Source organism: Bartonella quintana (assembly GCF_009936175.1).
Taxonomy (GTDB): Bacteria; Pseudomonadota; Alphaproteobacteria; order Rhizobiales; family Rhizobiaceae; genus Bartonella; species Bartonella quintana.
Genome location: NZ_AP019773.1, coordinates 451,386 through 465,102, shown reverse-complemented (window position 1 = coordinate 465,102; position 13,717 = coordinate 451,386). Strand labels below are relative to the sequence as shown.

At 36.8% G+C, this 13,717-nt stretch carries 7 protein-coding genes, 1 tRNA gene and 1 pseudogene; 3 read left to right on the top strand and 6 right to left on the bottom strand.

Features of this window, described 5'->3' with window-relative positions; genetic code table 11:
• Positions 1–593: 593 nt before the first annotated feature.
• Positions 594–908 (bottom strand): hypothetical protein, encoded by a 315-nt coding sequence (locus MF1_RS01790; RefSeq protein WP_011179620.1) that lies wholly within the window; start codon positions 906–908, stop codon positions 594–596.
• Between the two features lie 1,256 nt (positions 909–2,164).
• Between MF1_RS01790 and MF1_RS01785 the strand changes: the two genes are divergently transcribed.
• Positions 2,165–2,479, top strand: a complete 315-nt coding sequence (locus MF1_RS01785) for a helix-turn-helix domain-containing protein (RefSeq protein WP_011179621.1) — start codon at positions 2,165–2,167, stop codon at positions 2,477–2,479.
• On the opposite strand, the gene MF1_RS06760 is transcribed toward MF1_RS01785, so the two are convergent.
• Together MF1_RS06760 and MF1_RS01775 are read right to left on the bottom strand one after the other, a co-directional pair.
• Positions 2,403–2,585, bottom strand: a complete 183-nt coding sequence (locus tag MF1_RS06760) for a hypothetical protein (RefSeq protein ID WP_082246546.1) — start codon at positions 2,583–2,585, stop codon at positions 2,403–2,405. The two genes, MF1_RS01785 and MF1_RS06760, sit on opposite strands and share 77 nt — an antisense overlap.
• A gap of 2,385 nt (positions 2,586–4,970) precedes the next feature.
• Positions 4,971–5,047 (bottom strand) — tRNA-Ile (locus tag MF1_RS01775).
• Between the two features lie 185 nt (positions 5,048–5,232).
• On the opposite strand from MF1_RS01775, the gene MF1_RS01770 reads away from it, so the two are divergent.
• On the top strand, positions 5,233–5,970 hold the full coding sequence (locus MF1_RS01770) for an SIMPL domain-containing protein (RefSeq protein ID WP_161510332.1): 738 nt from the start codon (positions 5,233–5,235) through the stop codon (positions 5,968–5,970).
• Positions 5,971–6,016: 46 nt separating this feature from the next.
• On the opposite strand, the pseudogene MF1_RS01765 reads toward MF1_RS01770, so the two are convergent.
• From MF1_RS01765 to dnaG, 3 genes and pseudogenes are all read right to left on the bottom strand, one after another.
• Positions 6,017–6,478, bottom strand: a pseudogene (locus tag MF1_RS01765) (YcgN family cysteine cluster protein).
• A 1,547-nt stretch (positions 6,479–8,025) separates the two neighbouring features.
• The gene (rpoD, locus tag MF1_RS01760) at positions 8,026–10,038 is read right to left on the bottom strand and encodes an RNA polymerase sigma factor RpoD (RefSeq protein WP_161510331.1); all 2,013 of its coding nucleotides are present in this window, start codon (positions 10,036–10,038) and stop codon (positions 8,026–8,028) included.
• A 352-nt stretch (positions 10,039–10,390) separates the two neighbouring features.
• The gene (gene dnaG, locus MF1_RS01755) at positions 10,391–12,319 is read right to left on the bottom strand and encodes a DNA primase (protein WP_014924299.1); all 1,929 of its coding nucleotides are present in this window, start codon (positions 12,317–12,319) and stop codon (positions 10,391–10,393) included.
• A gap of 135 nt (positions 12,320–12,454) precedes the next feature.
• On the opposite strand from dnaG, the gene MF1_RS01750 reads away from it, so the two are divergent.
• On the top strand, positions 12,455–13,672 hold the full coding sequence (locus tag MF1_RS01750; protein ID WP_161510330.1) for a mechanosensitive ion channel family protein: 1,218 nt from the start codon (positions 12,455–12,457) through the stop codon (positions 13,670–13,672).
• Positions 13,673–13,717: the final 45 nt, after the last annotated feature.

Here is a 13,717-nt window from a genome sequence, read left to right as displayed (position 1 = left end):
CTTCTCACGTTCCTTAACAAATTCGTCATGAAGTTTTTTAAATTCAATATTATTTTTTCTTTCTCATCTTTCAAATCTGGTGTCTTCCCATGAAAGTAATAAACCTAATAGAGTGCACATAAATTACAATTTATGAATATGATTGTTCTCCCCGATAGCCATTGTCTTCCGCATTTATCTTTCTCTCCCTATTTCTTTGTCCAGTCATCATGACCGGTTTGTTTCCTTCACGTTATAAAGAACAAGTGTCATTCTTTTAGCGACTGCCATGCCTATTTATATCGGTTCATTGAAACTCTTTTATTACCAGACCCCTCGTTCTCCAAATCAACAATCAACCTATCGCCCCAAAACCTTTTTGAGCACCATATGCATCACCACAAATATTGGCATTGTCATAAACTTTTACATCGTTGCCAAGAACTACCTTTCGATAAGATTGAACATATCAAAAACCATAGCCTCACCCCTAACCCAGCAGTCGCCTTTATGAATAAGGTTTACCTCTCCGTTATCCAACCTTCTAAACCACCTTATCTTAAACATTTCCAAAGTCTTTTAATGCACAAATCCGATGCAAAATATAGACAGAATTACTTTTTCACTTCATCTTCAGATTTAATTGCGTCCTGATTTTGCTTCATGACTTCCTCGTACTGCTTAATTTGTTTTTTCAGCTTTTCAATTGTTTGATCGCGTCTTTTAATCACCACACTTTGTTCTCTAATAGCCCTATTTCGTTCTTCAGTCATCTTCATAGAATCTCTTAAGAACTCATGCTTTATCTTTCTTGCTTCTTCTTGAAAAGCTTTAACCTGATCGCGATAATACAAAGCAAACCGAAACATGACCCCGCTGAAAAGCAAAACAACAAGCACTGTTCCCAATAAAATTTCGTTTACACTCATTTTGATCTCCTTTAATTACTCTTAAATCAGTTATTTTGACCAATTTGCTTTGTTTCGCCCTTCACCAAAAAAGAATGCAACAAGCTGCATATGCCAAGTGTGATAAATTACTCTTGGGATCCTTATTCTTTCCATAAAAATACGCTAATAAATTACGTAAAGTAGCTCCAATCTATATCCTCCACGTCAATTATTATTTCACTGTATTTCTTTACACCAAATGCAAGAATATAACTGATTTCAAAAAACGCTCACAATGGAAGTGCCTCAACATGCACTTTACCCGCATCATTCTTTCTTGCATCTTTTGCACCATGGAGAATGCAATGACATATGTAAATCTCTTTGTCATTGCGAAAATCTTTATAATTACAAACCTCGGCATCACAGTAAATTTTGCTTTTTCACAAATCCTTAGATGATCGCAAACTAAAGCTTTATCATAAAATTAGAATCTTCGAAAACCTTAGCATAGTCCTAAACTTGAGCGTTGCTGTAAATACGAACCTTACCGTGAATTTCCATAATAATCATTGCCAAAAGCATAGTTATAAACCTCTGCATCGTCATAAACATGTGCACTACTTTGAATCTCTATACGCTCACTTGTGGGTTACCATAAGCACGAATGATGCCGACAATATATCCATCTTCGGTAAGGTAACTACCCCTTGTATATCACATTCTACTCAACAATCACCTTTATGATTATGATCATTTTCATGCTTTATAAAATCATCAAAATCACTTTTTTCGAAGCTTTCAAAATTTCTCAACACACGCATGCGATATACCATTTGATGATGAGCGAATTTATTACAACAAAAGGAAAGCCAACATTCTTCACCTGTGAATTTGTGTTTTTTCGACAGCCATGCTCCTCCTTTTTTAAAGGCTGTAAAACTTCGCTCTGCCCGCACACAACTTTAACGCACGAACTTTTACAAATACCAGTATTGGAGTATATCTTGATTTATAGTGCTACTGCATATACTATTAAGTGCTTTTGAAACGCACGAATGCGTATCTCCATTTCTGGTTATACGTATCCACCCTGTTACAATCGTAGAACTAAGCAACCATTTTTATTGATTCGAATCTGAAAGTGTATAGGGGCATTTTGTTACTAGTTAAAAACAACTCTGTATACTTATAAGCGAAGAACTACGCATGGATATTTTCACGCTTCTTTATCATGTATTCCGAGTTTGTAACACAATAGTAACGCTATAGCGTCAATATGTAAAGGTCTAAAAATGACAAAGACTGAAAAAGATTGGTTCCAACGTTTAATTGACTTGATAAGAAGTGATGGACGAACGATGATTGAAATAAGCAAAGCTGCAGGCTGTGGACAAAACTACGTACAACAAATGATAAAAGGAGGGAAGAGACCCTCTGTGGATAAACTTATGGCTATTCTTAATACACTCGGAAATGCTAGCGCCATCTATGTAATAACGGGTTTTAACATCTCCGATGAAGATTTAAAACTCATAGCTTTGATTTCGTCTGGAGATAAAAAGAAGATTGAAGCTTTAAATGTTCTGTTGACTGCAGAGAATTTGTAAAGTTTTCTAATCTTTCCAATATCTTCCTTTTCTGAATTGTAGACAACGCCTCCCATTTCACAATAATATCCGGTAAAACTGCTTCAAAGTTTTCTTCATTCTTCATAATTATACTCCGTATAGTTAAACTAATAACGTTGAAGCGTTTTAGATATCCCATACCTTAGAAAAAATTAATTGCAATAGGCAGTCTGGAATCAGTTGTGTAAACAAACTTGTTTTTATAAAATTAGATGGAATTCTATTGGTTATGTACCATGGTGAGACAAAAAACATCACACGGTCCAGACCTTTTTATGAATGAGGAAGCTGATGACAAAGATAAGGATCTCTTCACAAAAGAGTTGAGTTTACCCACACACGCCAAAGAAGCACTTATTACCTTATCAGGATACAATCAAAAAAGATCTTATAGATTGCCTTTCTATGACAACTCAAACCGCAAATGAAACAGAAAAAATCGTTCTTCCAGCAAAAATCACAACCAAAAGTATCAACATACTTTCTGAAGGGCTTCAAAGATAAAGCATACATTAAAAAAGTTTCATAATGGAACAAAGATACAAATTCACTGATAAAATAATCAATATTTGTGATGGTGATCACATTGTATCCGTGCACTGAAAACCTTCGCAAAAGTCAAGAAAGGTGTTTTAGAAAACTCAATAACAAAAGAGAAAAAGCTTAATTCATGAAGACTGTTGAATTTTCGACATTGCGAAAATTTTAAACAATGTACGTATCCATAACGATGCTCAGCTCTAGAGTAACATAACTGCTTATGGGAATGCCAATGGTGATAATAATATGTGTATCTTTGACAACGCATCGATCTACAACGAAATGACTATATTGAAGCAATACACAAGGTTATAGCAATAACACCATGTCAACTGGAAAAAAGACAGATCTTAAAGAAATACAAATTCACCGATAAGATATACAGCCAAGAAACCGGCCCTTAACAACAAAAATAACCATTTTCAAAACACATGCATGCTTCACATCAGAAATAACACACGCGCAAAAGAATTACATACAGGACTCATCACCCACTGATCATAATGTCATTAGCTATTGCACATGTTTTAAAAGAAGTTCAAAACAAAGTTGCAAATAATAGAAATCACCTCCCCTGTTGAATTTTCTCATCTATCTTAAAACGGAATTCGAAGAGCAAGTTCAGCAAGCTATCCAGACAAATTATTAGATGTGTTAAAGAATAAATATTATGAATCTTTGCTCTCTTAAGTTGTAAGTTATCATTCCAAACCAACATCGCCCTTATCTTTTAAAACACGTTACCCAGATAAAATTTATGGCATGTGCACATGCATGATCACGGCGTAGAGTACGTGAAACCTACGGAACATAAGAGTTATTGACAACGACAGAGATACGCGTACGGAATTACAAGGACTTATACCTCTAAACCAAAAAACCTATTGAAGGTTCATTTGCATAGCTATTCAAACGGCATTTTAACGACATCAATTGGTATAACTGACAAAGCCAAAGAGAACGGATTCTATTCAACATTTTCCAACGCTATAAAAAACTTTCCTTACAGAGCAATAAAACGCATATATAGGCAGGCGTTGAACGATGCAAAACGCCAATAACTGCCCAAAATTTTTTGAAAGCACTCAATGACCTTTTAGGAGAGAACCCAACCTTAATTCGCTCAAAACAAGAAAGGATTGCAGACTTGGACAGAAAGAGAGAAATAGTATAAAAAATGGTATCATGAAACGCCTGAATATGTCTGGATTGACATTCTTCTCTCTACGAACTTGCATTGTGGTAATGTGATTCGTACTGGCTAGAAACATTAAGATAATCATTTATTTAAAGACACAGAAAAGTAAATTCTAAACGAATCTCTATCTCCTCATTTGAACTAAACTAGCCGCAAACACTTAAAACTGATTCTCGTGGAGATAAAACATTCATTTGTGACAAAAGCGGCAAAACAGGCACTAAAAAAGCTTTAGATTCATATTTTACAAAGGCTTACTTCTAATTCAAATGCAACGGTAGCACAATTCGAGGCACTTTTGGGCTGGATAGACCAATACTATGCTATCCTTTTATACAATAAAGACTGATCGCAAAAAAACTTCCTCTCGAATCGATAAAAAAGCCCCAAAAAAGAGTCCGGAACAATGATTCTCAAAACGGAATGGATGTTAATTTGAGAGAGATTGTAGACTAAGTGGAAAAGATAGAACAAAAGAGGAATATGTGATAATCTATTGTTTTGTATAAATTTTCTATCATTAAATGCGTTCTTTGCTCAGTACAGTTTTGACAGAAAAAATTAAAAAAGAGTGCAAAATTACAAAAATCAAATTGCTAGCCAAAAGGCGAGAAAACTTGCAAAGGAATTTAAAAAATAAATTTATAAGAAATTTGGTGAGAATCTATAAAGGAATGAGCACTCACAAAGTCTGCTAACTTTTTAAAATAAGTTCTTAATTTTACTGGAGATTGGTGGGCCCGGAGGGACTCGAACCCCCAACCAAGCGGTTATGAGCCGCTGGCTCTAACCAATTGAGCTACAGGCCCCACAAGTCGTTTCTCTTTAAACTAAATTCGCTTCTCTCTAAACTAAAATTTCCTAAGATACAAGGGCTTGCTTAAATTAGAATGCAGCTTTTTCTTTTTTATCAGTTTTTTTCCTAATACCCCATTTCTTTACAAGAACTCCAGAAAATGAGAAAGTAGTAAATCAACAAATAAAAGGAATAGACATGAAAAAAATAATTTCCCAACCGTTGAAAAGTTATTCGATTAAAATGGCTATGATAACCCTCACACTGCTAGCTGCTTCGCTTCCCACACACGCTGAAGAAAGCAAAATAAAAAACGCAACTATTACGGTTACCGCAACTGGTGAGAGTCAAGCAACACCGGATATGGCAATTATCAATCTCGCCATTGTTACGCACGACAAAACTGCCCAAAAAGCATTAGCGGCCAATAATAAATCGATGAACGATATTGTAAACGCTTTTAAAAACAATGGCATTCAAGCAAACGATCTGCAAACATCAGGCCTATCCATTTATCAATCTAGCCCAGAGAAACATCGTGAAAAAAAGAACACAGAAACTCTCTATCAGGTTTCAAATTCCTTAACAGTACGCATTCGTGATCTTTCTAATGCCGGTAAAATATTTGATCAAGCGATGGCGCTCGGCGTTAATTCAGTTAATGGTATTACCTTTACCAATGCAAATACAAAGCCCTTTTATCAAGAAGCGCGTAAAAAAGCCGTTACTGCAGCGATTGAAAAAGCAGAAACTATAGCACAAGCAGCCAATTTAAAATTAGGAAAAATCATTACAATCAATGAAAACGATGACAACTCTTATTCAAGGCCACATTTAATGAGCAGAGCAGCACATGCAAGCTATGCAGATACAACTTTTTCAAGTGGTGAGTTGAATTATAACGTTAGTGTCACCGTGGTATTTGCTATCGACTAAACCACCACATCATACCATTAATCGTTGTGTTAAATGATCTATCTCATCACCGGTCTTCACAGAGAATACCGGTGATATGTTCGAGATAATCTGCTTCAGAACGTAACTCGTCTTTGTAAATCTCTCTCTGTCCACGTGCAGAAAATTATGTTTGATGTGCCGTCTAAGAGTTTCCTGACACCAGTGGATGCCACCAATAAAGATCTTTTCCCTCATCAATCAGTCGATAATCACAGCTTTCCGGAAACCAACGATCCATTTTAACCGTTGCAATATCCAACGATAGACAGTCTGAAGTTATTAATTTACGATGAACATAGCCAGACACTGGCCAGTCTCCGCATCTAAAAGATAACAAGCAACACTGACCGCATAGATACCACCCGTGTCATCGTCTTTCACTTTGTATAGATAACAACGCCCGTAGCTACCACAAAAACTTTCTCACTCAAAAATAGCAATGTATTATAATTTTTTTTCCTTTCCAAAAGGAAGCCTTTTTATCCATAAAATCGGCCAGAGCTCTTTCAAAAAAGAAAATTTACGAAAAAGTGAAATCAATAATTTAACCTCTATTAATTTTATACATTTTTATCTATTAAAAAATATCCCATTCAGTAGATTGCCTCAAAACAATTTTCTTAAAGTCCAGGTTAATCAGAATAGAATACGTCTTAAGCAAACATCTGTTGTTAACTAACATAAGCTAGCACACACAATGATAAACATTGAGCATCCTAGGTTCTGTATTTTAAGTTAAAATTTGAGAGACAAGATAGGAAGATGGAATATTCCATTTATAGAATAGACGCGTTACAGAAAGAAGCATGATACTAAGCTGTAAGAATCAGCAAAGAATTTATCATTTATTAGGATAATTTTTTGAATTAGCGTGATGACTAAAACCTTATCCGTCGTTTTTTAAGAAGTTCTTGTTGTTTTTAAAACATGGATTTCCATAGGCGAGAGCTTCCCCTTATCTGCAGCAAGTAGTGCATCATTCATACATCGATGGCAAATGATACAACATCGATAAACATTATCAATCATGATATCAGAAAAAGCTGGCTTTTGGTTTTTTGAAAAGCTTGCTAAGGACAGATGATAGTGATTTGTGAGGATGTGATCCACTTTATCCGGAATCATCCTTGTACTGGAAGCTATAGATTGTGCTGCAAACTATGGAGAAGATAAGCATGAGAGGAAAATATTGAAACAAAGCAAGCCAAGATTTGACCCTGAAAAGATATGGTGAATGTGAATCATCTGTGGTGGATACCTTGAGTTAAACTTTGTGTTTTCTTCTCACTCCAGAAATCTGAAATGTACTTCTCCAAGCATCTGAGCTTCTTGACAAGTTATTTCTGATAAAGGTTCTATTCAGAGGCATATGAAGAGAACGAATGAGGAAGCAAAATAGTATCCTGGTCCTTTTTCCCGCTCAAAAAGAAAAACACTGTATAACGATGATGAACAATCTTTCAAAGAACGTCTACCTTATAGAAGGCTTCTTTAATAAATTTAAACACTTGAAACGCATCTCCTAGCGGTTTTATAAAAAGCTTCTTCTTTTATAGAATTCATGGTTTATGCTTTAACCATTCTCTGGCTTAAAGAATTAGATACACAGAATCTAACAAAACAATAATCCAGTTCAAATGAAATTTTTCATACATTCACATACAAACATAAGCCGTTTTTTATGAAAGCCTCCACATAAAAAATCTTTGCTTTCTCATCGAAAAATTAAGGCGCTTTGATTTTTGATTAAGCATTCTTACTCTATCATTTCTGTTCATAAACTTACCGGTAAATGCAATAATGCTTTAAATTGTGCATTTCTTTTGGAAACAACCATACTAATTCGAAGCTTCTTTATAAACTGCACCACACGAGCATCAAAAATAAGAGGAGCTTTCGACAGTGCACATTCTGCACAAATTATTCAATAACAAGCCTGTTAATCCTTGGCAAAAAGGCATCTCAAGAACCAAACGACATGCCTTTCATCCTTATTCACCCATAAAATGCATCTTTAAAAATGCGCGGTTATATTTAAGAATCGAGAAAACTACGCAATTTCCGTGAACGGCTAGGATGCTTTAATTTACGGAGCGCCTTTGCTTCAATCTGGCGAATGCGCTCACGCGTTACTGAAAATTGTTGACCAACTTCTTCTAACGTGTGATCAGTATTCATCCCTATACCAAAACGCATTCGCAAAACACGTTCTTCACGTGGTGTTAAGGAAGCAAGCACACGAGTCGTTGTATCACGCAGATTAGCTTGAATAGCCGCATCAATCGGCAATAATGCATTCCTATCCTCAATAAAATCACCCAAATGAGAATCATCTTCATCACCAACGGGCGTTTCAAGTGAAATTGGTTCCTTGGCAATTTTAAGCACTTTTCGCACTTTTTCTAGCGGCATAGAAAGTTTACTAGACAATTCTTCTGGTGTGGGTTCACGCCCAATTTCATGTAAAATCTGGCGCGATGTGCGAACAATCTTGTTAATTGTTTCAATCATATGAACAGGGATACGAATAGTGCGTGCCTGATCAGCAATTGAGCGCGTAATTGCCTGACGAATCCACCATGTTGCATAAGTTGAAAACTTATATCCTCGCCGATATTCAAACTTATCCACTGCCTTCATCAAACCGATATTGCCTTCTTGGATAAGATCAAGAAATTGCAAACCACGATTGGTATATTTTTTTGCAATTGAGATTACAAGACGCAAATTAGCTTCCACCATTTCTTTTTTAGCAATTGTTGATTCGCGCTCACCTTTCTGTACCTGCGTCACAATCCGACGGAATTCGCCAATCGAAATAGCAGTTTCTTGTGCAAGATTTTGTATTTCACTGCGCAAACTTTGAATTTCTTTCACTTCACGCATTGAAAATTCTTTCCAACCGCGCCCTGACAAAGTTGCAATATAATTAATCCAATCTACATCCAATTCACGACCTTGGTATTCTTTTAAAAACTCTTCATGACCAACACCATAATTATTGGCAATCCGCTTCAGCTTACCCTCATTATGAATTAATCTTTTATTGATGTCATAAAGCTGCTCAACCAAGGCTTCAATACGATTTTGGTTCAAAGAAAGAGATTTTACCGCTTGAATTAATTCGTTCTTCAATTGAATATATTTCTTCTTCTGAGAAGGCGAAAGTGTTCCCTCTTTACGCTCTGCCAAACTGCTTTCCACATGCTGATCTTGTAATTTTCGCAATTTTATATAGGCTTCAGCAATGAAATCCAATGTTTCCATGACCTGAGGACAGAGTTCATTTTCCATTGCAGCAAGCGACAAATTAACGTCATCATCCTCTTCTTCATCATCCTCAACACCTATATCTCGTGTAATATTCTCCTCCATGTCACGCGTGCCAGAAAAGGACTTTTCTTCTTTTATCTTGCCGATTTCACTTCGTTCAATAACAGGGGCCTGCTTAGCTTCTGGACCCGCATAAGTCATTTCAAGATCAATAATTTCACGAAGAAGAATACGCTGCTCTTTTAATTCTTCACGCCAAATAATGAGAGCCTGAAAAGTCAAAGGGCTCTCACAAAGGCCGGCAATCATTGTTTCACGCCCAGCTTCAATACGCTTAGCAATAGCAATTTCGCCTTCCCGCGAAAGGAGCTCAACAGCCCCCATCTCACGCAAATACATGCGCACTGGATCATCGGTACGATCTGTCACCTCACGCTTAGTTGTCGTTGCAATCGCATTGCGAGCAACCTCTACTAAATCGCCCCCTTCTACCGTAACCTCTTCTTCATAATGTTCAGACTCACCTTCATCCTCATCGTCCACGACATTAATGCCCATCTCTGAGAACATTGCCAAGGTATCCTCAATTTGTTCAGATGTGACTTCATCAGGGGGAAGAACTGCATTCAATTCATCCATCGTCACGTAACCATTTTTTTTGGCGAGTTTAACCATTTTTTTGATGGCATCATCAGAAAAATCGAGAAGAGGACTATCTACACTCGCTTGGCCCTTTACTTCTGTGTTGTCTTTCTGTTTAACCTTTGTTGCCATACCGTTAACTCCACTTGATCACTCTGCGGCTTCCGCATGACCAATTTTTTGCGTTCCCACTTAGCGTATTAATAATTTCTCATATACTTCCTCTTAGAAGAGATCTCTATGAGAAAAGATACTTTTACACGCTCTTCATTCACACAAAAACGCGGGAAAACCACAGAAGATTCCCCGACACCTCTCAGCCTTTCTGAGATCATCCCTGTATCCTATAGTAAGAACCAATTTCCCGCTATTCCTAAAATTCAATCGTCATTCTTTATAAAAATAAAAATGTCGCTCTACATAAAAGTTCTTCATATTAGGCTTTAGGTGACTGATTCGCTCCAAAAAAGCGAATCATTTTATCTTAATCTTGCCTATTCCCGTCTATTTCTTCACCAAACCCACTTCCAAATCCTTCAATTAAAGCCTCTGTTGCTTGCGTCTGCTCCAGCTCGATTTTTATTTCACGAAGCAGATTAAAAATCTCATTATTAGGATTTTCCACGAGTTGCTCTTCAATATCTTGTAATCTCTTATGTAGGTGGTATTCTTGAAGATGCAAGTAGATGGCTTGTTTTAATACAGCACGAGCATCTTCTATAGGGGCCCCGGCAAAGACAGTACGCATACCAACATTTTGCACAAGATTTTTCATACGCTCTAAAAGAGTTTTTTGCCCCCTTTCTTCTAAAAACGCAATCATTGTCTCTTTATTATGAAGTTGCTGGCTCCCAAGAACTTCTAACATAGATTGATGAAGACTTATTAATTGCGTATTTTCTAACTCCAACGCAGCGAGAACTTCAAAATTTTCATACCATAGCTCAGGATAGTACGCCAAAATTAGCAAAATAACTGCCTCACGTAGAGGAACAGAATGCGATGAATCGCGTATGATGTTGGAATTTGCCAACATCGAAAAAGATTGATCTTTAAAAATCCTATTTTTGGGGTTCTGATCATATTGCCCTGCGTCTTTTTTCTTCAAAAAAAATGGACGAAAAAAATCAAAAAGTCGTTTCTTTATATCTTGAAAATAATAACGGCGTATATCTGCATCGTTAATCGTAAAAATTTGCTGTTTCAGTTGTTTTTCTAGTGCTGCTCTTGCTTCTGGAGTTTCAAAATCTTTTCCATAGGTGGCACGCCACCACAAAAGCTCAATTAACGAAATTGATTTTTGCAAAAAAGAAGCAAAAAGCTGTGCACCACCAGCGCAAATAATTTCGTCTGGATCTTTACCTTGTGGCAATAAAACAAAGCGCACAGACACTCCCACCTTTAAAAGAGGTAACACACGCTCAGCAACACGAAAAGCAGCTTTTAAACCAGCTTCATCTCCATCAAAACAAAAAATTGGATCACTCCCGATCTGCCATAAAAGCGCAATTTGTGCTTCCGTTAATGCTGTCCCCAAAGGTGCTACCACCCTTTCAAAACCAGCTTTAGTCAATGTGATCACATCCATATAGCCTTCAACAACCAGAAGTGAGCGGTTTTTTTTATCACCAACCAAGCGGCTATTTTTGCGAGCAGCTGCTGCATTGTAAAGCATATTTCCTTTATGAAACAAAACTGTTTCAGAGCTATTGAGGTATTTTGCCTGTGTATCTTTCTCTAACGCACGCCCTCCAAAAGCCACGACACGCCCACGTAAGTCTTCAATAGGAAACATAATACGATTTCTAAATCGGTCATAGGAAGTCGTACCATCCTCATTCACTTTGAGAAGTCCACAATCTTCCATTTGTTTTATTGAAATACCCCGCGCACTCAAAGCTTCTTTCAAAGCTGTACGTCTTATCGGAGCAAAACCAATTCGAAAACGCTCTGCAAGTTTTGGTGTTACACCACGCTCATCAAGATAACGACGCGCCTGAGCACCTCCTTTATCATGTAAGCTATATTGAAAAAAATCCATAGCTATTTTCATAACATCATAAAGGTCAGCCTTTTCCATTTGGCGTTTATGACTTTGTGGATCAGAGACAGGTAATTTCATCCCCGCAAAATCAGCCAAACGCTCTACACTTTCTGAAAAACGCAATCCATCAAGCTCACAAAGAAAAGTAAAAATATCACCACTCACACCACAACCAAAACAGTAATAACGGCCTTTATGATCATCACAATGAAAACTGGGTGTTTTCTCACCATGAAATGGGCAACAACACCAAAAATCTCCCCGAGAAGGTTTACTTTTTTGAGGATCAAATACCACCCTTTGGCCAATAACCGTTGAAATTGGTAATCTGGTGCGGATCTCATCAAGGAAATCAGAAGGAAAACGCATTATCTCTCACAGAGTTTTCAAATTCTTTTTTGCATGTTTAACGACTTTGGAGCATAATTCCAATACTTCATCTTAAGCGGTTGAAAGATTTTAAGAACTCAACCGTATATAATTTAGAAACGGAGAGTAAAAAAAGTGATCAAATTTCTTGTTCAATATCCGCTGCTGGAATCTATTGCCTGGCTCATTGCTCTTATTATTGTTGCACTTTTAATCAATTTTTTAGCACGAAATTTACTCATTCATGGAGCAAAACGACTTTCTTCGTTTCTTCCCCCAAATACAACAATCGATATTGAACACGCCATTCAGTACATAGCTAATATTATTGCAGCTTTTACTCTCTCAACCGGTGTTAACTTTATCTCAACATTGCCTAATGCACTGAGCACTATTATCCGTAATGTTTCTAATGCCTTCATTATTTTTTTTGTTGTCCTGACAATTTCTTCTCTTCTCAATGTCATTAATACCCTTTACGAACAAAGGTCAACAGCGCGGTTGAAGCCAATAAAAGGTTATATTCAAATCGCTAAAATTACGCTTTTTACTGTCGCTGCAATTCTCATGGTAGCCGCATTAATTGACCGCTCACCTCTTATTGTCTTTTCCGGTCTTGGTGCAATGGCAGCTGTCCTTATGTTAATTTTTCAAGACACACTGCTTTCCCTTATTGCAGGCATCCAAATTTCATCCACCGATATGGTACGTGTCGGCGATTGGATTGAAATCCCCAATCTCGGTGCAGATGGCAATGTCACTGAAATTGCACTTCATACTGTAAAAGTTCAAAATTTTGATAAAACAATCACCACAGTGCCTATCCGTAAACTGGTGACCGATCCTTTTAAGAATTGGCGTGGAATGGAAGAAGCAGGTGGACGACGTATCAAACGCTCTCTCTTCATTGACCAATCAAGTATCCGTTTTCACACGAAAGAAGAACAAGAATATCTTTCCCGATTTAATTTGTTAGAAAATTATTTCACACAAAAAATACCAGAAATCAATGAATGGAATGCTCAATTAGATAAAAATCACGATATATTAGCCAATAACCGCCGTTTAACCAACATTGGAACTTTCCGTGCTTATGTTTTTGCTTATCTAAAAAATCACCTAAACATCGAACAAAACATGACCATGATGGCGCGACAATTACCTCCTACACCAAATGGTTTACCCTTGGAAATCTATTGCTTTACTAACACAACCGTTTGGCTAGAATATGAACAAATTCAAAGTGATATTTTTGATCACCTTTACTCCATTCTTCCTAGTTTTGGTCTAAAGATTTTTCAAAATCCAAGTGGCTCTGATTTTAGTCATGTATTAGAAGCAAAAGCGAAGTAAAACGATAAACCTCAATTCGTCAATTTGCTTAGATCAACTATATTC